General features: G+C 62.4%; 18 protein-coding genes. 15 read left to right on the top strand and 3 right to left on the bottom strand.

The genetic code is table 11. The features are described 5' to 3' along the window. Positions 1-102 precede the first annotated feature (102 nt). A complete protein-coding gene (locus AC1Q8Q_RS22070; protein WP_033045488.1) occupies positions 103-1,461 on the bottom strand; it encodes a glutamine synthetase family protein in 1,359 nt (452 codons plus the stop codon). A 162-nt stretch (positions 1,462-1,623) separates the two neighbouring features. Between AC1Q8Q_RS22070 and AC1Q8Q_RS22065 the strand changes: the two genes are divergently transcribed. Further along, positions 1,624-2,556: a helix-turn-helix domain-containing protein gene (locus AC1Q8Q_RS22065; protein ID WP_020800512.1), complete on the top strand. Its 933-nt coding sequence runs from the start codon at positions 1,624-1,626 to the stop codon at positions 2,554-2,556. Here AC1Q8Q_RS22065 and AC1Q8Q_RS22060 read toward each other — a convergent pair. Next, the gene (locus AC1Q8Q_RS22060) at positions 2,553-3,134 is read right to left on the bottom strand and encodes a cupin domain-containing protein (protein WP_020800511.1); all 582 of its coding nucleotides are present in this window, start codon (positions 3,132-3,134) and stop codon (positions 2,553-2,555) included. The two genes, AC1Q8Q_RS22065 and AC1Q8Q_RS22060, sit on opposite strands and share 4 nt — an antisense overlap. Positions 3,135-3,285: 151 nt before the next feature. Next, positions 3,286-5,247 carry an oxidoreductase gene (locus AC1Q8Q_RS22055; RefSeq protein WP_492615498.1) on the bottom strand — a complete coding sequence of 654 codons (1,962 nt, stop codon included), beginning with the start codon at positions 5,245-5,247 and terminating at the stop codon, positions 3,286-3,288. Positions 5,248-5,561: 314 nt separating this feature from the next. Between AC1Q8Q_RS22055 and AC1Q8Q_RS22050 the strand changes: the two genes are divergently transcribed. The 14 genes from AC1Q8Q_RS22050 to AC1Q8Q_RS21985 all read left to right on the top strand — a co-directional run bounded on the left by AC1Q8Q_RS22050 (position 5,562) and on the right by AC1Q8Q_RS21985 (position 24,302). Next, positions 5,562-6,608, top strand: coding sequence for an ABC transporter substrate-binding protein (locus AC1Q8Q_RS22050; RefSeq protein WP_492615497.1), 1,047 nt, complete (start codon positions 5,562-5,564; stop codon positions 6,606-6,608). A 77-nt stretch (positions 6,609-6,685) separates the two neighbouring features. Continuing rightward, positions 6,686-7,477: a class II aldolase/adducin family protein gene (locus tag AC1Q8Q_RS22045; protein ID WP_168758174.1), complete on the top strand. Its 792-nt coding sequence runs from the start codon at positions 6,686-6,688 to the stop codon at positions 7,475-7,477. A 216-nt stretch (positions 7,478-7,693) separates the two neighbouring features. Next, positions 7,694-8,353, top strand: coding sequence for a TetR family transcriptional regulator C-terminal domain-containing protein (locus AC1Q8Q_RS22040; RefSeq protein WP_020800505.1), 660 nt, complete (start codon positions 7,694-7,696; stop codon positions 8,351-8,353). 74 nt (positions 8,354-8,427) lie between these two features. Beyond that, positions 8,428-9,144, top strand: coding sequence for a response regulator (locus AC1Q8Q_RS22035; RefSeq protein WP_492615496.1), 717 nt, complete (start codon positions 8,428-8,430; stop codon positions 9,142-9,144). Between the two features lie 32 nt (positions 9,145-9,176). Next, the gene (locus AC1Q8Q_RS22030; RefSeq protein WP_116287634.1) at positions 9,177-9,923 is read left to right on the top strand and encodes a substrate-binding periplasmic protein; all 747 of its coding nucleotides are present in this window, start codon (positions 9,177-9,179) and stop codon (positions 9,921-9,923) included. Next, entirely contained in the window at positions 9,920-12,181 is a 2,262-nt protein-coding gene (locus tag AC1Q8Q_RS22025) for an ATP-binding protein (protein ID WP_492615495.1), read from the top strand. The genes AC1Q8Q_RS22030 and AC1Q8Q_RS22025 overlap by 4 nt, the downstream gene beginning before the upstream one ends. Before the next feature lie 204 nt (positions 12,182-12,385). Next, positions 12,386-13,798: an amino acid permease gene (locus AC1Q8Q_RS22020; RefSeq protein WP_020800501.1), complete on the top strand. Its 1,413-nt coding sequence runs from the start codon at positions 12,386-12,388 to the stop codon at positions 13,796-13,798. Positions 13,799-14,248: 450 nt separating this feature from the next. Further along, positions 14,249-15,040 carry an enoyl-CoA hydratase/isomerase family protein gene (locus AC1Q8Q_RS22015; RefSeq protein WP_033044763.1) on the top strand — a complete coding sequence of 264 codons (792 nt, stop codon included), beginning with the start codon at positions 14,249-14,251 and terminating at the stop codon, positions 15,038-15,040. 44 nt (positions 15,041-15,084) lie between these two features. Further along, positions 15,085-16,245, top strand: coding sequence for an acyl-CoA dehydrogenase family protein (locus AC1Q8Q_RS22010; protein ID WP_020801318.1), 1,161 nt, complete (start codon positions 15,085-15,087; stop codon positions 16,243-16,245). A gap of 17 nt (positions 16,246-16,262) precedes the next feature. Next, positions 16,263-18,362 (top strand): acetate--CoA ligase family protein, encoded by a 2,100-nt coding sequence (locus AC1Q8Q_RS22005; RefSeq protein WP_492615494.1) that lies wholly within the window; start codon positions 16,263-16,265, stop codon positions 18,360-18,362. 10 nt (positions 18,363-18,372) lie between these two features. Continuing rightward, a complete protein-coding gene (locus AC1Q8Q_RS22000; RefSeq protein ID WP_489328210.1) occupies positions 18,373-19,980 on the top strand; it encodes a 5-guanidino-2-oxopentanoate decarboxylase in 1,608 nt (535 codons plus the stop codon). A 24-nt stretch (positions 19,981-20,004) separates the two neighbouring features. Continuing rightward, positions 20,005-21,195: a pyridoxal phosphate-dependent aminotransferase gene (locus AC1Q8Q_RS21995; RefSeq protein ID WP_492615493.1), complete on the top strand. Its 1,191-nt coding sequence runs from the start codon at positions 20,005-20,007 to the stop codon at positions 21,193-21,195. Next, positions 21,188-22,603, top strand: a complete 1,416-nt coding sequence (locus AC1Q8Q_RS21990) for an aldehyde dehydrogenase family protein (protein ID WP_151142056.1) — start codon at positions 21,188-21,190, stop codon at positions 22,601-22,603. The genes AC1Q8Q_RS21995 and AC1Q8Q_RS21990 overlap by 8 nt, the downstream gene beginning before the upstream one ends. Before the next feature lie 97 nt (positions 22,604-22,700). Continuing rightward, positions 22,701-24,302 carry an ABC transporter substrate-binding protein gene (locus AC1Q8Q_RS21985; RefSeq protein WP_432668151.1) on the top strand — a complete coding sequence of 534 codons (1,602 nt, stop codon included), beginning with the start codon at positions 22,701-22,703 and terminating at the stop codon, positions 24,300-24,302. Positions 24,303-24,358: the final 56 nt, after the last annotated feature.

Raw genomic sequence — 24,358 nt, 5'->3', positions numbered from 1 at the left:
GATTTTTGGTGTTCTGGCGGCCGCTTTCGCGAGCAGGCTCGCTCCCACAGGGGAATGCATTTCAAATGTGGGAGCGAGCCTGCTCGCGAAGAGGTCTTCGAGTCAGACGCTGAGCAACAGGAACTCGCGCTCCCACGAGCTGATCACGCGCTTGAAGTTCTCATGCTCGGCGCGCTTGACCGCGACGTAGCCGCGCACGAACTTGTCGCCCAGGTAGCGGCTGACGGTGGCGCATTCCTCCATCTGCGTCAGCGCGTCTTCGATGGTGATCGGCAGGCGCAGGTTGCGCCGCTCATAGGCCCGGCCCTGCACCGCGGCGCTCGGTTCAATGCGCTCGACCATGCCCAGGAAACCGCACAGCAGGCTGGCGGCGATGGCCAGGTAAGGGTTGGCATCGGCCCCGGGCAAGCGGTTTTCCACACGCATGGCGTCGGGGCTCGAGGTCGGTACGCGCAGGCCGACGGTGCGGTTTTCTTCGCCCCATTCGACGTTCACCGGTGCCGAAGTGTCCGGCAGGAAGCGGCGGAACGAGTTGACGTTCGGCGCGAACATCGGCAGGACTTTGGGGATGTACTTCTGCAAGCCACCGATGTGGTGCAGGAACAACTCGCTCATGTTGCCGTCGGCGTCGGCGAAGATCGGCTGGCCGGTGGCAATGTCCACCACGCTCTGGTGGATATGCATGGCGCTGCCCGGCTCATCGCCGACCGGCTTGGCCATGAACGTCGCCGCGACATTGTGCTTGAGCGCCGCCTCGCGCATGGTGCGCTTGAACACGGTGATCTGGTCGGCCAGGTCCAGGGCGTCGCCGTGGCGGAAGTTGATTTCCATCTGCGCCGGGCCGTCTTCGTGGATCAGTGTGTCGAGGTCCAGGCCCTGGAGTTCGCACCAGTCGTAGACGTCTTCGAACAGTGGGTCGAATTCGTTGGCGGCGTCGATGGAGAACGACTGGCGACCGCTTTCGGCGCGCCCGGAGCGGCCCATCGGGGCCTTGAGTGGCAAATCCGGGTCTTCGCAACGCTGGGTCAGGTAGAACTCCATTTCCGGCGCGACAATCGGCCGCCAGCCTTTATCGGTGTACAGCTGCAGGACTTTCTTGAGCACGTTGCGCGGCGACAGTTCAATCGGGTTGCCGAACTTGTCGAAGGTGTCGTGAATCACGATGGCGGTCGGCTCGATCGCCCAAGGCACGACGTACACTGCATCGGATACCGGCTTGCAGACCATGTCGATATCCGCCGGGTCAAGCAGGTCGTAGTAGATGTCGTCGTCGACAAAGTCCCCGGTTACCGTTTGCAACAGCACACTTTCCGGCAGGCGCATGCCTCGCTCATGCAGGAACTTGTTGGTGGGTGCGATTTTGCCGCGTGCAATGCCGGTCAGGTCGCTGACGACGCACTCGACTTCGGTAATCTTGTGATCTTTCAGCCAAGTGAACAGCTGATCGAAAGGGACATTCATAAAGACCTCGTTATTGGTTTTATTAACGCCAGGAGAGGCCGGTTTCATCCGCCGGACACTTCCCCTGTAGCGCGTTGACGTCTATCTTGGGCGAGCCTTGCGGTTCCATCTATCCACTTTAAGCAGGACAAAGCGCACCAAAAGAGTGCGTAAGGTCACCCAATGACAGTCTGCAATTCACTACACGTTCAAGCGTTCAATACCTGTGATATCGCCGAGCAAATCCGTGCCACACCGGGCTGGGTCCAGCATTACCAACAGATGTCGCCGGGGCATTTTGCCGGCAGGGTGCGCTATCTGGATCTACAGGGCGTAGAGATTTACGAGGAGCACATGAACACCCGGGTCGAGCAGAATTTCAGCGCGCCACAAGGCGCGCTCGCGTTCTGTTTCGACCGTAGCGACAACGCGCTGTACGTGTTGAACGGCGAAAGCCGCAATATCTGGATCACCCCGGAGAACTACCAGGAAATCGCCGTGGTGTTCGGGCCCGAGTTTGTCCAGCGTCACGCCCTGGATGTCGCGCGGCTGGAGGGGTTGTTCATGGCGCCGCTCAATTCGCAGCAAAATGCATTGTTCAGCCGTTGGCTCAGCGCAACCCTGACCCAGCTGTCGCAGACCTACGACCCGCCAAGCCGCGAAGCCTTGACCCAGCAACTGCTGGAGGATTGCCTGTTCATCCTCGACAACGCCTGTACCTGCCTCGACCCGGGAGCATTGCAGCGCCGGGCAGGGGAGCGGGCGATCATGAAGCGGGTAGGGGAATGGGCGGCGGAGAGCCCGGAGGAACAGCTCAACCTGTTGGCGTTGTCCGAGGTCGCCGGGGTTTCATTGCGCCAGCTGCAGCATGCCTTCAAGACCTTCACCGGCATGGCGCCAACCCAATGGCTGCGCCTGCGCCGCCTGAACAGCGCCCGTCGCGAACTGCTCAGCCGCACGCCGGCACAAACCACCGTGGCCGAAGTGGCGATGCACTGGTCGTTCTGGCACCTGGGCCGGTTTTCCAGCAGCTATCGCGCGTTGTTCAAGGAACTCCCGAGCGACACCCTCAAGCGTGCAAGCGTGGTCCAGGCAGCCGGGCGTGGCCGGCGCTAGAAAGTCGGTGGGGTAATCACCCAGATCACCACGGCATCCACGTCGCCGGGATTGCCATAACGATGCGGTTCCTGGCTGGAGAAACTGAAGCTGTCACCTTCATTGAGTTGAAAGTAGCGCTCGCCGACCCACAACTCAAAGCTGCCTGACAGCAGATAGCCGGCTTCTTCGCCGTCGTGGCTATAGCTTTGCTGGCTGTAGGTGCCGGGCGGGAAACGCGAGTGGAGCATTTCCAGCTGACGGTTGGCTTGCGGGGTCAACAACTGGTCGACGATGCCGTCTTCGTAATGCACGTTCAGGCGGCTGTGCTTGCGCACGACAATGCCGTCGTCTTCAGGGTCGGTGACCGCCTCGCTGGCGAAAAACCATTGGATGGTCACGCCGAGACTGCGGGCAATGTTGAACAGCGCCGGGATCGACGGATAGGCGAGATTGCGTTCCAGTTGGCTGATGTAGCCAGCGGTCAGCTCGCTCTGTCGGGCCAGTTCCGCCAGGGTCATGCCCCGGCGTTTACGCAGGCCGCGAATCCGCGTGCCGAGAAAATGCGGTTCGGCCTGGGTCTTGCTGTCATTGCTCATACTGAGTTCCAAACCGGTAAGCTACGGCCCACTGTAGGAGCTGCCGCAGGCTGCGATCTTTTGATCTTGTATTTTGAAAGCAGGTCAAAAGATCGCAGCCTGCGGCAGCTCCTACAAAGGTTGGCGCTAAAGCCCCGGAGTATAAACAGGCTTAAAGCTCCCACGCGACTTTAAGTCCCTCATAAATCGCTTCTTCGGCGGTACGCGGCGCCAGGCAGTCGCCGATACGCCGAAATTCCACCAGGCCTTGCAGTTGCGCGCCCAGGGTATCCACTGGCTGATGGCCCTGGCAAAGCACCAGCGTATCGACGTTCTCCATCAGCATCGGCTCGCCGCTGGCGGTGTGTTGCAGGTAGACCGTGTTGTCGTCACAACCGTACAACCGGGCGTAAGGGATGACGGGAATGGCGAGCTTGTGCAACTCGCCAGCCAATTGATCGCGCACGTACAGCGGCAGGTTTTCCCCGCAATGGGTGCCGTTGACCGCCAGTTGCACTTGATGTCCGGCACGGGTCAGGCGCTCGGCGATACCGGGGCCGATCCAGTCGCAGCGCCAATCGACCACCACCACCGAGCGGCCGATTTTTACCTCCTCACGCAGCACTTGCCAGGCATCCACCACGTGCAGCTCGCCACCGCGCTCGAAGGGCGGCCAATAGGGTTCAGCACCGGTGGCGACGATCACCGTGTCCGGCTTTTCCTGCTCCACCAGAGCGCGGTCGACCCGGGTATTGCGCACCACACGCACCCCGGCCAATTGCATTTCCCGCTGCAGGTTGGTGCTGGCACCCCCGAATTCACTGCGCCGTGGCAGCAGTTGCGCGAGCAACACCTGGCCGCCCAGTTGCGCGCTGGCTTCGTACAGGGTCACCTCATGCCCGCGCTGGGCGGCCACCGCAGCGGCTTTCATCCCGGCCGGCCCACCGCCGACGACCATGATGCGCTTACGTTTTACAGTCGCTTGGCGCTGGCCAAATATCAATTCACGACCGGTTTCCGGGTGCTGGATGCAGGAAATCGGCAAGCCCTTGTGGAAGTGCCCGATGCACGCCTGATTGCAGGCAATGCACGCGCGCACATCTTCCACGCGGCCGTCGTCGGTCTTGTTGGGCATTTGCGGATCGCAGATTAACGCCCGCGTCATGCCGCACACATCGGCCTGGCCACGCGCCAGAATCAGCTCGGCTTCCTGGGGCTGGTTGATGCGCCCGGTGACGAACAACGGAATGCTCAAGCCAGCCTTGAAGGTGCCAGCCTCCTTGGCCAGGTAGGCCGCTTCGATCGCCATCGGCGGCACGATGTGCACGGCCCCCCCGAGCGATGCCGAGGTGCCGGCGACAATGTGAACGTAGTCCAGCAGGGGTTGCAGCGATTGCACGGCAGCCAGGGACTCGTCTTCGGTCAGCCCCTCGGGGTCGCGTTCATCGGCAGAGATGCGCAGGCCGATGATGAAGTGCTCGTCGGTCGCAGCGCGAATCGCAGCGATGACTTCACGCAGGAAACGCAGGCGCTGCTCCAGCTCGCCGTTGTAGCCGTCGGTGCGCCGGTTGACGCGCGGGTTGATGAACTGCGCCGGCAGGTAACCGTGACTGGCAACCACTTCCACGCCATCGATGCCGGCTTGATGCAGGCGTCGGGCCGCCGTCGCGTAACCGTCGACAATCTCGTCGATCATTGCCTGGTCCAGCGCCCGTGGCATAACCCGGAAGCGCTCGTTGGGCACCGCCGATGCCGAGTAAGCCACGGCCAGCAGGCCATCGCTGGATTCCATGATTTCCCGTCCCGGGTGGAACACCTGCGACAGCACCACCGTGCCGTGGGCGTGGCAGGTTTGCGCCAGCTTGCGGTAGCCCTCGATGCATTCATCGTCGGTAGCCATCAGAACGTGGGAGGTGTACCGCGCACTGTCATGCACCCCGGCCACCTGCAGCACGATCAGCCCGACGCCGCCTTCGGCACGTGCCCGGTGATAGGCAATCAGCTGCTCGTTCACCAGGTTGTCAGTGGGCATGGAGGTGTCGTGACCGCTGGACATGATGCGGTTTTTCAGGCGCTTGCCACGGATCTGCAAGGGTTCGAACAGGTGAGCAAAAGCTGGGGTCGGGCTCGACATGGTGCGCATACTCCGGGCGGGCTGACCTGTAGGAGCGAGCATGCTCGCGATGGACGTAAACCATAACGCGGGCATTCAGGCAGCCCGCGTTATCGTTGGCCCCCATCGCGAGCATGCTCGCTCCTACAGAGGCAGCAGGTATTCGTTGTTTTTGTTGGGTCTATAAAAATTTACCCGTAGTAAAAAATCAACTTGTTTTTTTACTTGGCCTTGATTAGTTTCGTGTCGAGCCCGCTCCTGGGGCGAACCTCACCAACAATAAAAAAGGGCCATGCCGACCTTGGGTCGCCTGGCACCTGCACGAGGAACCACTGATGAAATCGAATACGCTCAAGCACGGTTTTTATCCCTTGGCGCTGACCCTGGCCATGGGCCTTGGCAGCGCACAGGCAGCGTCGGACATGGTGGTCGGTTATGGCGGCGCCGGACAAAAAGCCCAGGACGTGGCGTTCTTCCAGCCTTTTGCCGCCGTGGATCAAAGCAAGGTGATCCAGAGCGAATACAACGGTGAAATGGCCAGGATCAAAGTGATGGTCGACACCGGCAACGTCGACTGGGACGTGGTGCAGATCGAAGGTCCGGACCTGATGCGTGGCTGCGAAGAGGGCATGTATGAGCGACTGGACTGGAATCGCCTGGGTGGCAGCGAAGAGTTGATCCCCGAGGCGGCGCAAGAGTGCGGGTCCGCCGCGTTGGTGTGGAGCGTGGCGATTGCCTACGATCGCGACAAACTGGCCCAGGCCCCGACGTCATGGGCAGATTTCTGGGACGTACAGAAAATCCCCGGCAAGCGCGGGCTGCGCAAGCGTGCGGTGTACAACCTGGAGTTCGCCCTGCTGGCGGACGGCGTGAAAACCGAAGACTTGTACAAGGTACTCGGTACCCCGCAAGGCGTGGACCGTGCATTTGCCAAGCTCACTGAGCTAAAGCCCTACATCCAGTGGTGGGAGGCCGGGGCGCAACCGCCGCAATGGCTGACCGCTGGCGACGTGGTGATGACCTCGACCTACAGTGGGCGCATCGCCGACGCCGCGCAGAAAGGCAGTCATCTGGGCCTGGTCTGGCCCGGCAGCCTGTACGGCATGGACTACTGGGCAATCATCAAGGGCTCCAGGCACGTCGACCAGGCCAAGCGCTTCATCGCCTTTGCCAACCAGCCGGATGCACAGGTGAAATACGTCGAGCAAATCCCCTACGGTCCGACCAATACCCAGGCCGCCGCGCGGCTCGATGACAAACGGGCGCAATGGGTGCCCACGGCGCCGCAGAACCTCAAGGGCGCGTTGTCGATGAACGTCGGCTTCTGGGTCGACCATGGCGAAGAACTGGAAGAACGTTTCAACGCCTGGGCCAGCAAATAAGTACAGGGGATGGCTGGACCTGTCGAAGCGTCCAGCCTTACTGTCTGCCCAACCGAACACCCTGGAGACCCCGAACGATGAATAACATCGCAACCGCCCTGACCGCCCCTGAGCGCAGCGCGACCGAACAGCGCCTGCGAGAAGAGCTGGCGGCCTGTTATCGCCTGATTGCACACTTTCGCATGACCGACCTGATCTTCACTCACATCTCGGTGCGTATTCCAGGGCCTGAGCATCACTTCCTGATCAATCCCTACGGGCTGATGTTCGATGAGATCACCGCGTCCAACCTGGTGAAGATCGACCTCGATGGCAACGCGGTGGAGCCGTCGCCGTACCCGGTCAATCCGGCCGGGTTCGTGATTCACAGCGCCATCCACGGTGCCCGCGAAGATGCGCAGTGCGTGCTGCACACCCACACTAAATCCGGTTGTGCAGTGGCGGCGTTGAAGTGCGGGTTGTTGCCGGTGAACCAGATTTCCATGGAGTTCTACGGCCGGGTGGCCTATCACGACTACGAAGGCGTGGCCCTGGACATGAGTGAGCAACAGCGACTGGTGGCCGACATGGGCGACAAGCCGGTGCTGATGCTGCGCAACCACGGCCTGCTGACCGTCGGCGAAACCGTGAGCCAGGCATTTTTGCGCATGTATTACCTGGAAAAGGCCTGCGAAATCCAGCTGGCGGCGCAGGCGGCCGGGGAGTTGGTCCTGCCACCGGCGCAGGTGTGCGCGCATACCGAGCGCCAGTTCAATGACCCGGGGCGGCCGCTGGAAGAGGGTGAGTTGAGCGACCCTGATGCCATGCAATTGGCTTGGGCGGCGTTACTGCGATTGTTGGAGCGGGTGGCGCCGGGGTATCGGGACTGATCGGGATCATGTGTGAATGGACTGACGCCTTCGCGAGCAGGCTCGCTCCCACAATTGGTCAAGGCGTTGGGAAATATCGTGCACGACAAGAAACCTGTGGGAGCGAGCCTGCTCGCGAAGGCGATCTTTCAGGCGGGCATACTCTTGCTGTACATTCGTTCAACTCGCAAGCCATAACGCGAGCCCCAACGATCGACAAACCAGGAGCAGTCGCCCATGAATCAGGAAGCCCGTTTTTCCCGCATGGAACCGGAGTTGCGCAAGGCCAATCTGATCGAGGCGACACTGGTGTGCCTCAAGCGCCATGGTTTCCAGGGGGCGTCGATCCGCAAGATTTCCGCTGAGGCGGGCGTATCGGTCGGGCTGATCAGCCATCACTATTCGGGCAAGGACGAACTGGTGGCCGAGGCCTACATGGCGATCACCGGGCGCGTCATGACGCTGTTGCGCGACGCCATGGAGCAAGCGGCACCCACTGGCCGGGAGCGTTTGTCGGCGTTCTTTCGCGCGTCCTTCTGCGCCGAACTGCTCGACCCGCAACTGATCGACGCCTGGCTCGCCTTCTGGGGCGCAGTGAAAACCGCCGAGGCGATCAATCAAGCCCACGAGCATTCCTATGGCGAGTACCGCGCGATCCTGGGCAAGGTGCTCAGGGAGTTGGCGCAGGAGGAGGGGTGGGAGGAAGGGGGAGAGCACTTCGACGCCGACCTGGCCGCGATCAGCCTTAGCGCGTTGCTCGATGGCCTGTGGCTGGAGTCCGGGCTCAATCCCGGGACCTTTACCCCCGAGCAGGGCATCCAGATTTGCGAAGCCTGGGTCGACGGTTTGCAGGCCGGCGGCCGGCAGCGGTTTTGCGTGCAGACGAGTAGCTGTTGATCGCCCGTTCAGCAGTGGCTACTCTCTGCCGCTGATGCAAGCCCTCTAATAAGAAACAAGCAGGACACCCAGCAATGACTCCTCGGGTACTGATCGTCGATGACGATCCGCTGATTCGCGAACTGTTGCATGCCTACCTGTCACAGGAAGGCTACGACGTGCACTGCGCCGCCACGGCGGAACTGGCCGAAACCTTCCTGGCCAGCCAGGCTGTCGACCTGGTCATGCTTGATATCCGCCTGCCAGGCAAGGACGGCCTGACCCTGACCCGCGAACTGCGCGTGCGATCGGAAGTCGGGATCATCCTGATCACCGGGCGCAATGACGAAATCGACCGAATCGTCGGCCTCGAATGCGGCGCCGATGACTACGTGATCAAACCTCTGAATCCACGGGAACTGGTGTCGCGGGCAAAAAACCTCATTCGCCGGGTACGCCATGCGCAGGTGCCACAGCCGGTTGCCGCTGTCGCCAAACCGGTCAAGCAATTCGCCGACTGGGCGCTGGACACCGACCGCCGGCGCTTGATCGATCCGGACGGCAGCGAGACCTTGCTGACCCACGGCGAGTACCAGTTGCTCAGTGTATTTTTGCGCAACAGCGGCCACACCCTTAGCCGCGATCAATTGATGGACCAGATCCGCAACCGCGAATGGGTGCCCAACGATCGCTCGATCGACGTGCTGGTGGGGCGCTTGCGCCGCAAACTGCATGACGATCCCGCCGAACCGCAACTGATCATCACCATCCATGGCGCCGGCTACCTGTTCACTGCCAGCCTGGCGGCGTGACGACGGTGGGACGGTTGCTCTGGGCGTTACTGATGTTATTGGCGAGCAACGTGCAGGCGGCGGACAAGATCCGCTATTGCGATTACCCGGTGTACCCGCCGATTTCCTGGAGCGACGGCAAACAGGTGCGTGGCCTGGCGCCCAGTGTGGTCAGGCAGTTATTCGGCCAACTCGGCTATGAGGTCGAGATTGTGGTGCTGGGTAACTGGAAACGCTGCCTGCTGGACGTCGCCGAAGGCCGGGTCGATGTGGTGCTCGCCTACAGCACCGCGCAACGGGAACAGAGCATGTTGTTTTCCAGCGTGCCGGTACTGCGCGAAGAGGTGGCGCTGTTCATCAATCGCCAGCATCCGGTGAAGTTCGAACAACTGCAGGATCTGGCCCACTACCGTGGCGGCTTGCTGTTCGGTGAAAGCTACGGCCTGGCATTCGATCGCATGGTCGCGCAACACAACAACATCGAATGGGTCGCCAGCAGCCGCCAGAATTTCGGCAAGCTGATTCGCGGGCGCATCGATTTCATCACCCAGGAGCGCCGCACCGGTGAGCTGTACGTGGAAACCCTGCCTGGCGCCCAGGACATCGTGGCCTTGCCCAAGGCCCTGAGCGTGGATTATTTGCGGGTCGCCGTTTCCCGCCGTTCGCCGTTGTCCGCCCACATGCCGCAGATTGATGCGCAGTTGCAGCGCATGGTGGATGCCGGTGATATCCAGCGCCTTCTCAATGAAAGCGAGGTCATCTACCGCGACATGATCAACCTGCCGGCGAACGCACAATGATCCGCGCACGTGCCGGTGGACTGCTGCGGCGCCTGCTGTGGTTCATCCTGCTGTTCAGCCTGTGTTTTACCGTGCTGGCCAGCAGCGTGCAGTTGTATATCGAGTATCGCCGGGAAATGCGCGAGATCGACTCGCGCATGGAGCTGATCCGCGCCGGTTACCTGGCCAGCCTGGAGCGCAGTCTCTGGGACCTGAACCAAGAGCAATTGAATGTGCAACTGCGCGGCCTGGTGGATTTCTCCGACGTCGCCAGGGTGCATTTGACCGGTCCCGATTTCGACCTGGTGCAAGGCAATCCCGCGCCGGCAGGGCCGTTGCGCATCGAGCGCTTTGCCCTGGATTACCAACCACCTGCCGGTCCCTTGCGCCATCTCGGCGAGCTGGAAGTCAGCACCGACCTGGGGGCGGTGTATCAACGCCTGTATGCCACCGGCTTGACCAACCTGTTGTGGATGGCGGTGTTTTTCTGCGGCCTGGCGGTGGCGTTGTCGGGGCTGTTTTATCGCCTGGTGACCCGGCATCTGAAAGTCATGGCCGAATTTGCCCGGCGCATTGCCGCAGGGCAATGGCACGAGCCGCTGCGCCTGGACAAGCGTCCTGGCGCGCAAAACGACGAAATCGACACCGTGGCCCATGCCCTCGATGACATGCGCAGGGCGATCCTCAGCGACATCGACCGCCGGGAAACCGACCGCCTGGCCCTGCAGGACAACCGCGACGAATTACTGCGCATGGTCGAGCGGCGCACGGCCAGCCTGATGCGCGCCAAGGACGACGCCGAAGCGGCCAACCTCGCCAAATCACGGTTTCTGGCCACCATGAGCCACGAACTGCGCACGCCACTCAATGGCATCCTTGGCATGGCCGAGCTGCTGAGCGGTGCCCGTCTCGACCCGCAGGACAGCAGACGCCTGGATGCGCTGCACAAGGCCGGCGAGGGGCTGCTGACGATCCTCAATGAAGTGCTGTATTTCGCCAAGCTGGAGGAGGGCACCAGCCTCCCGGAACCGGTGAATTTCTCGATGCGCCAATTGCTCGATGAAGTCCTCACGCTGCTGGAACCCAAGGCGCTGGACAATGACACGATCCTGCATTGCCGCGTCGATCAACGGGTGGCCGAGCATCACCACGGTGTCGAGCAATACCTGCGCCAGGTGCTGAGTAACCTGTTGGCCAACGCGATCAAGTTCACAGAAAACGGTGACGTCTGTGTCGAAGTGGCATTGCTCGCATTGCCGCCAGATCTGGGCGGACAGCGTCTGCGGGTGAGTGTCACCGACAACGGCATCGGTATAGCCCCGGCGATGCAGGCGAAGATTTTCGAGCGATTCACCCAGGCCAGCGAAGAAGTCGCACAGCGTTATGGCGGCACGGGACTGGGGCTGGCCATCTGTAAGCATCTGGTGGAGAAGATGGGGGGCTGCATCGGCGTCAGCAGCGAAGTCGAGCGCGGCAGTTGTTTCTGGTTCGAGTTGACGTTGCAGCCGGCCATCGAGGCCATTGCCTCGACGCCCACTTATGCGGCGGGCCCGGCGCTGGACATCCTGGTGGTCGAGGACGTGGCGCTCAACCGCGAAGTGGCCGAGGGCCTGTTGCAACGGGACGGGCATCAAGTGTGGCTGGCCAACGACGCTGAACAGGCATGGGCGCAATGCTCGGCGCGCAGCTTCGATCTGATCTTGCTGGACGTGCACCTGCCGGGCATGAGCGGCGTCCAGTTGTGCAAACAGATCCGTGACAACGACGGACCTAACCGTGAGACGCGCATCTTTGCCTTGACCGCCAGCGTGCAACCGGCGTTGGTCCGCGGTTATCTGGATGCGGGCATGGATGGCATCCTGGCCAAACCCCTGAAGCTGGACAACCTGCGACGGGTGCTGGCGGGGCGGGCAACCACCGCACCGTCTGAGGTTGACGACGCAGCGATGGACTGGCCGTTGCTGCAGACCCATCGCAGTTTGCTTGGCGAACAGAAAGTTCAGGGCCTGCTGACCGTATTGCACGATTCAATCGTGCAACATCGTGAGGCACTGGGCGAAGCCATTGAGGCCGATGATTGCACCGAAGTCGCACAACTGGCGCACCGTCTGGCCGGCAGTGGCGATTCCCTGGGGTTTCGTGCCTTGGCCGAGGCATTACGGAGTCTGGAAATCGCGGCGCTGGGCAATGACCAAACCGCGATTCGATCGTTGGTGCCCTTGGTCGAAGCGCAACTGCAAGGTTCGCTGCACACGCTCAAAGGCCTGTTGCAGAGCTGACGTACAAATTTGTTACGACTTTCTACAACTTCGATCTTTACGTACAACAGGGCCTTACATGGCTTTCCAATAATCGACGCAACCGCCGCAGCGCGGTCTTCGAAGCTTATTGGAGATAATAATAATGAATTGCCGTAAAGCTGCTTCCTCCTTGCCTGACTTCCTGTCATGCGCTGCCCGCCTCAGCGAGTCGGGGTGCCGGGCATGAGCGAAAACACCGATCGTAAAGGCATCCAGCTGACTCGGGCCCTGAAGAGTCGGCACATTTTCATGTTGTCCCTGGGCGGCGTGATCGGCACCGGGCTATTCATGGGCTCCGGCGTGACCATCAACCAGGGCGGGCCGGTGGGGGCGATCCTGGCTTATCTGGTCGCCGGTTTCCTGATGTACCTGGTGATGGTCTGCCTCGGCGAACTGTCGGTGCAGATGCCGGTGTCCGGTTCGTTCCAGACCCACGCGACCAAGTTCATCGGCCCGGCCACCGGCTTCATGATCGGCTGGGTGTACTGGATGAGCTGGGCCACTACCGTAGGCCTTGAGTTCACCGCAGCTGGCATGTTGATGACGCGCTGGTTCCCGGAGGTGCCGATCTGGTATTGGTCAGCGTTGTTCGTGGTAGTGCTGTTCGGCATCAACGCGATGGCAACCCGTGCCTTCGGTGAGGCGGAATACTGGTTCTCCGGGATCAAGGTGGCGGCGATTCTCGGGTTCATTGTGGTCGGTGTGCTGGTGATCTTCGGCGCAATCCCGCTGACCAGTGGCGCGCCTGCACCCATGATGACCAACCTGATCGGCGATTCGTTGTTCCCTAACGGAATGTCCGCGGTATTCGCGGTGATGATGACTGTGGTCTACGCCTTCCAGGGCTGCGAGATCATGGGTGTGGCGGCGGGCGAAACCGACCAGCCGGAAAAAAGCATTCCCCGCGCCGTGCGCAACGTGGTGTTTCGCGTGCTGATCTTCTACGTCCTGGCAATCGTCGTACTGTCGGCCATCGTGCCGTGGCAGCAGGCTGGGCTGATGGAAAGTCCGTTCGTGCAAGTGTTCGACATGGTCGGCATCCCCTACGCCGCCGACCTGATGAATTTCGTGATCCTCACGGCGATCCTGTCGGTGGGCAACTCCGGCCTGTATGCCTCTACGCGCATCCTGTGGGCCATGTCGAAAACCGGCATGGCGCCAAAAAGCCTGGCGCCGTTGAGCAAGCGTGGCGTGCCATTGCGTGCGTTGAGCATCACCTTGTGTTTCGCCCTGGTGTCGCTGATGACCAGTTTTATTGCCGCCGACACCTTGTTCATGGTGTTGATGGCGGTGAGCGGGATGTCCGGCACCGTGACCTGGATTGTCATCGCCCTGGCGCAGTACAAGTTCCGCAAGGCCTACCTGCGCGACGGCGGCAAGCTCAGCGACCTCAAGTACCGCGCGCCGTGGTTCCCGGTGTTGCCGCTGATGTGCATCACGCTGTGCTGCTCGCTCTTCGTGTTCCTGGCACTGGATGAAACCCAGCGACCATCACTGTATTGGGGCTTTGGATTTATTGCGCTGTGTTATGGCGCGTATTTCCTGTTCCATCGCAAGCGTGAAGAGGTGTTGGCGCCGAGCCTGCCGAGCGTATAGATCCCTGTCTCAACACCCCCCCTGTGGGAGCGAGCCTGCTCGCGAAAGCGGTGCACCAGTCAACAGAAATGTTGAATGTGGTGCCGCCTTCGCGAGCAGGCTCGCTCCCACAGTTGTTTCGGGCCTCTCTGTAGGAGCGAGCATGCTCGCGGTGAACCCGAGAACGCCGCGGGGTGTCAGGTTTCCCGCGTAATCGTTGGTGACCATCGTCGGAACGCCGCCCGGAGCATGCTCGCTCCTACAGCCGCCTGTCGGTAGTTGTTCGAAGTTGTAACAGCGCCAAACGCGCAGTGCTGAATCTAGATAAATAATCCAGATAAAACAGATGCTTACGCGGATTTTGGTTTGTTACAGCCAATCTCACGAGTAATTGCCGCCTTACTGAACACTCGTTTAGTATGGCCTCAAGTCGCATCACCTCAGACCAATCACAATAATTCGAGGATTCGCATGACTACCCACGATTCTCTGCTCAGTCAGGTCGAAGCCGGCGTTGCCTGGATCACCCTCAATCGCACCGCCCAGCGCAATGCGCTGGACATTCCGACGCTAAAAAACCTGCACGCTTTGCTCGACGCCTTCAACGCTGATCCTGCGGTGCGCGTGGTGGTATTGACGGGTAGCGGTCGCAGTTTCTGCGCCGGCGCCGACCTGGCTGAATGGGCCGAAGCCGAGGCGCGTGGCGCACTGGAAACCTACGGCTGGACCGAAACCGCCCACGCCCTGATGACCCGTTTGCACAGCCTGGATAAACCGACCATCGCCGCCATCAACGGCACCGCCGTCGGGGCCGGGATGGACTTGACCCTGTGCTGCGACCTGCGCATCGCCGGGCAGTCGGCCCGGTTCAAGGCGGGCTACACCAGCATGGCCTACTCGCCAGACGCCGGCGCCAGTTGGCACCTGCCACGGTTGATCGGCACCGAGCAAGCCAAACGGCTGCTGTTCCTCGACGAACTGTGGGGTGCCGACCGTGCCCTGGCCGCTGGCCTGGTCGGCGAAGTTTGCGCTGACGATCAACTATTGAGCGTCGCTGGCGAGCTCGCCGCACGCCTGGCCGCCGGGCCAACCTTTGCCTTCGCCCAGACCAAAAAGCTCATGCGCGAAGGCGCCGATCGCAGCCTGGCCGAGCAACTGCAAGCGGAACTGGCTGCCGGCCTGTTGTGCGGTCGCAGCGAAGACGGCAACGAAGCGTTGCGCGCCGCCACGGAAAAACGCCCGGCGCGTTTTATCGGTCGCTGACCCTCGGTAAACCTTTAACAGCACTCGAACAACAGGTAGCACCCATGAATTTCCAACTGACCCAAGAACAAGAAATGTTGGTGGACTCGGTACGCAGCTTCGTCGAGAAGGAACTGCTGCCCTATGAAACCGAGGTCGACCGCGCCGACGAAGTTTCCCCGCAATTGGCCGCGCAGATCCGTGGCAAGGCGATCGCCGCCGGTTTCTATGCCTTCAACATGCCCGAGGAGGTAGGCGGTGGTGGCCTCGATTACTTGTCCCAGGCACTGATCGAACGTGAGCTGTCCAAGGTCTCCTGGGCGCTGCACGTGTTTGTCGCGCGGCCGTCGAAGATCCTCATGGCCTGCACCGGCGAGCAGATCAACGACTACCTGTTGCCGTGCATCCAAGGCGAGAAAATCGACTGCTTCGCCCTGACCGAACCAGGTGCCGGCTCCGACGCCAACGCGATCAAGACCCGCGCCGTGCGTGAGGGCGACGACTTTGTCCTCAACGGCAGCAAACACTTCATCAGTCACGCCGGGCACGCCGATTTCGCCATCGTCTTTGCCGTCACCGACACCTACGAACACAACGGCAAGAAGCGCAACGCCGTGACCTCGTTCCTGGTCGACCGCAACACCCCGGGCATGACCATCCGCCGGGGGCCCAAGTGTGTGAGCAACCGTGGTTACCACACCTTCGAAATGTTCTTCGACGACTGCCGCGTACCGGCCAATAAGGTCCTGGGCGAAGTCGGCAAGGGGTGGGACGTGGCCAACGCCTGGCTCACAGCCGGCCGGGTGATGGTCGCCGCCAACTGCGTAGGCCAGGCGCAACGGGCGCTGGACGTGTCGCTGCAATGGGCGGCCGATCGCAAACAGTTCGGCCAGGCCATCGGCACCTACCAAGGCGTGTCGTTCAAGCTGGCCGACATGGCCACGCAAATCCGCGCCGCCGAACTGTTGACCCTGCACACCGCCTGGAAAATGGACCAGGGCACCATGACCGATGGTGAGGCCGGCATGGCCAAGCTGTTCGCCAGTGAAGTGCTCGGTCGCGCGGCAGACGAGGCGGTGCAGATATTCGGTGGCATGGGCCTGATGGACGAAGGTCCGGTGGAACGTATCTGGCGTAATGCGCGGATCGAACGGATCTGGGAAGGCACCTCGGAAATCCAGCGGCACATCATTTCCCGCGAACTGCTGCGGCCGCTGCTGCGCTGATCGCCCGGAGAATTGCCATGTCCCAGACTATTCGTGACAACCTCAAGCGCATGCTCGCGCCACGGCATGTGGCCTTTGTCGGCGGGCGCAGCATGGCCCGCGCCCTCAAGCGCTGCGCCGAGGGCGGCTACCCAGGGCAAATGTGGCTGGTCAACCCGCAGCACGACAGCCTCGAAGGCGTGCCTTGCGTGCGCAACATTACTGACCTGCCGTGCGGGCCGGACGCAGTGTTCATCGCCACCAACCGTGATCTGACCCTGACCTGCGTCTCACAACTGGCCGCCATCGGCACCGGCGGCGCTATCTGCTATGCCTCTGGTTTCGCCGAAACCGGCACCGAAGGCCAGGCCTTGCAACAGCAGCTGCTTGAAGCCGCGGGCGACATGGCCTTGCTCGGCCCCAACTGCTACGGCCTGCTCGACTACCTGCACAGCAGCGCGCTGTGGCCGGTGGCCCATGGCGGCAAAGCGGTGGAGAAGGGCGTGGCGGTGCTGACCCAAAGCGGCAATTTCGCCTACAACCTGTCCATGAGCGACCGCTCGCTGCCGGTGGCCTACATGGCCTCGGTCGGCAACCAGGCGCAACTGGGGGTGGCCGAACTGATGGACGTGCTGCTCGACGAGCCGCGCGTCACCGCCATCGGCCTGCATCTGGAAGGCCTGAAGAACGTCCCGGGTTTTGCCCGCGCCGCGCACAAGGCGCTGGAGAAGGGCATTCCAATCATCGCCTTGAAAACCGGCGTGTCGCAGATCGGTGCCGAACTGGCCCTCAGTCACACCAGTTCGCTATCTGGTTCCGATGCACTGTACGACGCGCTGTTCGATCGCCTCGGGGTAATCCGCGTCAGCGGCCCCGTGAGTTTCGTCGAAACCCTGAAAGCGGCGGCCTGCGGAAACCTGCCGGCGGGCAACAGTCTGATCGCGCTAGCCTGCTCGGGTGGCGATGCTGGCCTGATCGCCGACTACGCCGAACGCAACGACTTGGGCTTGCCCAAGCTCGATGCCGGGCAAGTCGGCGAACTGGCGCAGGTGCTGCCCAGCTACGCCAACCTGGTCAACCCACTGGATTTCACCACCGCCATCTGGGGCGACGGCGAAGCCCTGGACCGCATGCTCGACAGCGCCCTGCGCACGCCAGCCGATGCAGCGATGCTGGTGCTCGACTACCCGGCGCAATTTACCGGCGAGCGCAAGGAATGCGACCTGTTGCTCGACCTCTACTGCAAGGTGCTGGAACGTCACGGCAAGACCGGTTTCGTCACCTCGGCTTTCCCGGAACTGCTGCCGCCTCACGCCCGTGAGCATTTGCATGCCCAGGGTGTGGCGGCCTTGCAGGGCGTCGAAGACGGCTTGGCGGCGTGGGGGCGTATCGCCGGATACCCACGCAAGCGCCAGGCATTGTTGACGCTGGGCGAGTCGGCACTGGTGCCGCTGTGCCCTCAAACGCTGGCGGGCGAAGGGCAACTGCTCAATGAATGGGACTCCAAGCAGGCCTTGCGTGCATTCGGCCTGCCGACGCCCGACGGCGTGTTGAGCACACCGGACAATGCGCTGAAGGACGCCGCGGCGCTGGGCTATCCGTTGGTGGTCAAAGTCGTCAGCGCACAACTGCCGCACAAGACCGAAGCCGGTGCAGTGGCACTGAATCTCAAGGACGACACCGCTTTGAGCGCCGCGTTGGACAGGATGCGCGCCAGCATCAACGCGTACGCGCCGCAGGTGGCCTTCGATCAACTGCTGCTGGAACCCATGGCCAAGCCGCCATTGGCCGAGCTGATCGTTGGCATCAAGCGCGAAAACGATTTTGGCCTGGCGCTGGTGATTGGCGCCGGCGGGATTCTGGTGGAGTTGCTCAAGGACAGTCGCAGCCTGTTGCTGCCGACCACCGACGGCGCGATCCGCCAGGCCTTGCTGAGCCTGCGCAGCGCCCCGTTGCTGCAAGGTTTCCGCGGTCGCCAGGCGGCGGATCTCGACGCGCTGGTAGCGGCGATCCGCGCCGTGGCCGACTACGCCTGCGAAAACGCCGGGCAACTGCTGGAGCTCGATGTGAACCCATTGTTGGTCGGTGCCGATGGCACGACCGCGGTCGATGCGTTGATTCGCATCGCTCATGCGTGAGGACCTGAATATGCAAGACAAAACCTTGACCGGTGGCCAGGCGCTGGTGCGCCTGCTGGCCAACTACGGCGTCGATACCGTGTTCGGCATTCCCGGTGTACACACCCTTGAGCTGTATCGCGGACTGCCCGGCAGCGGCATTCGCCACGTGCTGACCCGCCACGAACAAGGCGCCAGTTTCATGGCCGACGGCTATGCCCGGGTCAGCGGTAAACCCGGCGTGTGCTTCGTGATCACCGGTCCCGGTGTGACCAATGCCGCCACCGGCATCGGCCAGGCCTACGCCGATTCGATTCCGATGTTGGTGATATCCAGCGTCAACCACACGGCCAGCCTCGGCAAGGGCTGGGGCATCCTGCACGAGTGCCAGGATCAGCGCGCAATGACGGCGCCGATCACTGCATTCTCAGCGGTGGCCCTGACTGCCGAAGACTTGCCGCAGTTGATCGCCCGTGCCTATGCGGTGTTCGACAGCGAGCGTCCGCGCCCGGTGCACATTTCGGTGCCGCTGGACGTGTTGTCGGCGCCGATCGCCCGTGACTGGAGCAATGACGTGGTACGCCGTCCGGGGCGCGGTCCGGCATCGGCCACTGCACTCGATCAAGCCGTGGCCAAGCTCAACGGTGCGAAACAACCCATGATCATCGCCGGTGGCGGTGCACTCGATGCCGCCTCGCAGTTGCAGGAAATCAGCACCCGACTGGCTGCGCCGCTGTTCACCAGTGTCGCGGGCAAGGGCTTGTTGCCACCGGATGCGCCGCTCAACGCCGGTTCCTCACTGTGTGTGGAACCGGGCTGGAACCTGATCGCCGAGGCCGACGTGGTGCTGGCGGTCGGCACCGAAATGGCCGACACCGACTTCTGGCGTGAGCGCCTGCCGCTCAACGCTGAGCTGCTGCGAGTGGACATCGACCCGCGCAAGTTCAACGACTTCTACCCTTGCGCCGTGGCCTTGCATGGCGATGCGCAACAAACCCTCTGTGGCCTGCTCGAGCGACTGCCATCCGAGGTACGTGATGCAAGCGCTGCGATTGCCTCGGTCAGCGCACTGCGTGAAGCGGTCAAGGCCAGCCATGGCCCGTTGCAATCGATTCATCAGTCGATTCTTGAGCGCATTGCCGCAGAGCTGCCGCAAAACGCCTTCATCAGTACTGACATGACTCAACTGGCCTACACCGGCAACTACGCGTTCGACAGTGCCGCGACCCGCAGCTGGTTACACCCGACCGGCTACGGCACCTTGGGTTACGGCCTGCCGGCCGGGATTGGCGCCAAGTTCGGTGCGCCGCAACGCCCGGGCCTGGTGCTGGTCGGCGATGGCGGTTTCCTCTACACCGCGCAGGAACTGGCAACCGCTGTCGAGGAACTGGACAGCCCGCTGGTGGTGTTGCTGTGGAACAACGATGCGCTGGGGCAGATTCGTGACGACATGCTTGGCCTGGATATCGAGCCCATCGGCGTGCTGCCGCGCAACCCCGACTTCGCGGCCCTCGGGCGCGCGTTCGGTTGCACGGTGAACCAACCGCAAAGCCTGGCCGAGTTGCAAACGGACCTGCGCCACGGCTTCAAGCGCAACGGCGTGACCCTGATCGAACTCAAGCATGCCTGCGCACACTGATTTGTATTTCAAGGGGATGAAGCCATGCGCTTTTCCGATCTGACTCAACGTATCGCCGGTGACGGCGCTGCCGCCTGGGATATTCATTACCGTGCACTGGCCATGCTGGAGCAGGGCAAGGACATCCTGCTGTTGTCCGTGGGCGACCCGGATTTCGACACGCCGCAACCCATCGTGCAGGGCGCCATCGACAGTTTGTTGGCCGGTAACACCCACTATGCCGAGGTTCGCGGCAAGCGCGCCTTGCGGGAGGCCATCGCCAAGCGCCACCATCTACGCAGCGGGCAGCGGGTGACAGCGGACGAAGTCACCGTGCTGGCCGGCGCCCAGTGCGCGCTGTTCAGCGTGGCCCAGTGCGTGCTCAATCCGGGCGATGAAGTGATCGTCGCCGAGCCGATGTACGTCACTTATGAAGCTGTGTTCGGCGCTTGCGGCGCCAAGGTCGTGCCGGTGCCGGTGCGTTCGGAGAACGGCTTTCGCGTGTTGCCCGAAGACGTCGCCGCGCGCATCACCCCGCGTACCCGTGCCCTGGCGCTGAACAGTCCGCACAACCCGTCCGGTGCAAGCCTGCCGCGCAGCACCTGGCAAGCGTTGGCCGAATTGTGCATCGCCCACGACCTGTGGCTGATTTCCGATGAGGTCTACAGCGAACTGCTGTTCGACGGCGAACACGTCAGCCCGGCGAGCCTGCCGGGCATGGCCGAGCGCACCGCGACCCTTAACAGCCTGTCGAAATCCCACGCCATGACCGGCTGGCGAGTGGGTTGGGTGGTGGCGCCGCCGTCCCTGGCTGCGCACCTGGAAAACCTCGCGCTGTGCATGCTCTACGGTTCGCCGGATTTCGTTCAGGATGCGGCGGTCGTGGCATTGGAAAGTGATCTGCCGGAACTGGACGCCATGCGCGAAGCCTATCGCCAGCGTCGCGACCTGGTGTGCGAGCACCTGGCCGATTGCCCGGGCGTGCGTGCCCTGAAGCCCGATGGCGGGATGTTCGTGATGCTCGATATCCGTGAAACCGGGCTCAGCGCCCAGGCGTTCGCTGATCGCCTGCTCGATCGCCACGGGGTTTCAGTACTCGCCGGTGAAGCGTTCGGCCCGAGCGCGGCCGGGCATATTCGCCTCGGCCTGGTGGTTGGCCCTGAACCCTTGCGCGATGCCTGCCAGCGCATCGCCCGTTGCGCCCAGGAACTGATGGAGGCTCAGCTACATGCTTAATCACAAGTCGCTGTTTATCGATGGACGCTGGCAAGTCCCGTCGGGCCAGGGCATCGCGCAAGTGATCAACCCGGCCACCGAAGAAGTGGCGGGCAGCGTGCCGTTGGGCGATGAACGCGATGTGGACAACGCCGTGGCTGCTGCACGCAGGGCCTTTGGTCCATGGTCGCGCACTCCGTCGAGCGTGCGTGCCGGTTACATCCGTGCGTTGGCGGAACAACTGAAGACCCGCGCCGATGAAATGGCCTCGGTGATCACCACTGAACTGGGGATGCCGGTGCAATGGTGCCGTTCGGTGCAAGTGGACGGGCCGATCATTGGCCTTGAACAATACGTAGAACTCGCAGGCCTGATGGACGAAGTGCGCGAGGTCGGCAACTCGCGGGTGTACCGCGAGGCGGTGGGCGTCTGTGCGTTCATCAACCCCTGGAACTACCCGCTGCACCAGTTGATCGGCAAACTCGCCCCGGCGCTCGCGGCGGGTTGCACGGTGGTGGTCAAGCCAAGCCAGGAAACCCCGTTGCACGCGTTCTTGCTGGCCCAGATGATCGAGGACATCGGCCTGCCGGCGGGGGTGTTCAACCTGGTCAGCGGACCGGGCTCCAAGGTCGGCGAAGCCTTGGCCAAACACCCGGACGTGGACATGGTGTCGTTCACCGGTTCCACCGGCGCAGGCGTTCGCGTCTCACAGGCCGCCGCGCCTTCGGTGAAGCGCGTGTGCCTGGAGCTGGGCGGCAAGTCGGCGTTGCTGATTGCCGAGGATGCCGATCTGGAGGCAGCGGTGCGCTATGGCGTCCAGGACGTGATGATCAACTCCGGCCAGACCTGCACCGCGTTGACCCGCATGCTGCTGCCGGCCAGTCGTTATGCCGAGGCGCTGGAAATTGCGCTGGAGGAAACCCTGAGCCTGAAGATGGGCGATCCGCTGGATCCGCAGAGCTTCCTTGGCCCGATGTGCTCCGCCGGGCAACGTCGCACCGTGCTCGACTACATCAGGATCGGCCAGGAAGAGGGTGCACGCCTGTTGTGCGGTGGCGACGCGGCGCAGGAATTCGAGCGTGGCTACTACGTCAGCCCGACGCTGTTCGCCGACGTTAACAACCGCATGCGCATCGCCCAGGAAGAAATCTTCGGCCCGGTGCTGTGCCTGATCCCTTATGAGGATGAGGCGCAGGCGATCCAGATCGCCAACGACTCGCCGTTTGGCCTGTCCAGCGGGGTCTGGGCCGGCAGTGCCGAGCGTGCCTTGCAACTGGGCAGACAGTTGCGCGCAGGGCAATGCTTCCTCAATGGCGCGGCATTCAACTATCAGGCGCCGTTCGGCGGCTACAAACAATCCGGTAACGGGCGTGAATGGGGGGAAGAGGGGCTGGGCGAATTCGTCGAAGTGAAGGCGATCCAGGTGTGACCATCAACGATTCAAAGACTGTATGCACCGGGCCCAGGCCCGGTGTCTTGCGTGGTTTTGCACGGGTATTTCATTAGCTTTTATCAGGGGCAATGCAATGAGCGATAACAAAAACAAGATTACTCAAGCGAACAATGAATTCAGTTTCCCGCGCAGGGACTTCCTGAAGTACAGCGCCGCCGCCGTGGCGGTGGCCGGGGCGTTCTCCATGGGCTTGCCGACAGGCGCCTTCGCTGCAGAAGCCACGCCGAAGCCGGGCGGCATATTGCGCCTGGGGCTTGCCGGCGGCAGTACCACCGACTCGAAAGACCCGGGGTCCTGGGCGGACACCTTTACCTTCGTCGGTTTCTCGGCGGTCTATAACACCCTGACTGAAATCGCCGTAGACGGCACCGCGATTCCGGAACTGGCCGAGAGCTGGACCTCAACCCCTGATGCCCGCGTCTGGACCTTCAAGCTGCGCCAGGGCGTGACCTTCCACAACGGCAAGAGCCTGACCGCCGATGACGTGGTCGCGTCGATCCAGCATCACCTCGGCGAGAAGTCCACCTCGGCGGCCAAGACCGTGCTGGGCGACGTGGCCAAGGTCAGCGCCAATGGCAGCGACAGCGTGGTGTTCGAACTGCATTCGGGCAACGCCGATTTCTCCTATGTGGTCGCCGATTATCACTTGGCGATCCTGCCGAGCAAGGACGGCGTGGCGGACTGGCAGGCTGGCGCCGGCACCGGTGGCTATCGCCTCAAGGACTTCGAACCGGGCGTGCGCATGACCCTGGAACGCAACCCCGATTACTGGAAAGCCGGGCGTGCGCACTTCGCCAGTGCCGAGTTGATCGCCATCGCCGACGGCGCAGCGCGGGTCAATGCGCTGGTCACGGGGCAAGTGGACGTGATCAACAAGGTCGACCTCAAGACGGTAGCGTTGCTCAAGCGCAACCCGAACCTGGTCATCGAAGAAACCAAGGGTGCCCAGCACTACACCTTCCCGATGCTCACCGACAGCCAGGTGTTCCAGAACAACGACGTGCGCCTGGCGATGAAGCACGCAATCAACCGCGAAACCCTGCTGGCTTCAGTGCTGTACGGCTATGGCCTGGTGGGCAACGATCATCCGATCCAGCCCGGTAGCCGCTTCATCAACACCGCGCTGGAACAGCGCACCTATGACCCGGACAAGTCGCGTTTCCACCTGAAAAAGGCCGGTCTGGATTCGCTGAAGGTGCGCCTGCAGGCCTCCGACGCGGCGTACACCGGCGCCGTCGATGCCTCGGTGCTGTTCAAGGAACAGGCCCGTGTGGCCGGGATCGACATCGACGTGGTGCGCGAGCCCGCCGACGGTTTCTTCTCCAATGTCTGGATGAAGCAACCCTTCACCACCTCGTTCTGGTACAGCAGCCTGACGGCCGACCGCATGTTCAGCATCGGCTACGCCAAGGGCGCGGCGTGGAACGAAACCCATTGGGACAACCCGCGTTTCAACCAGTTGCTTAACGCGGCCCGGGGCGAGATGAACGAGCCGTTGCGCCGTGAGATGTACAACGAAATGCAGGCGCTGTGCCGGGACGACGGCGGGGCGATCGTGCCGCTGTTCGCCAGCTCCGTGGCGGCGCGTTCCAACCGTGTGGCCCACGGCGGGCAGACCGCGCCATACGGAGAGCTCGACGGCTTGCGCGTGATCGAACGCTGGTGGCAGGCATAAGCGCTCGCCAAACCAATGAAAAACCCCTGTAGGAGCGAGCATGCTCGCTCCTACAG

The sequence above is a fragment of the Pseudomonas sp. GW823-FHT06B06 genome, assembly GCF_058795195.1.
Note: the sequence above shows the minus strand (reverse complement) of the source record. Positions and strands in the feature narration are given on the sequence as shown.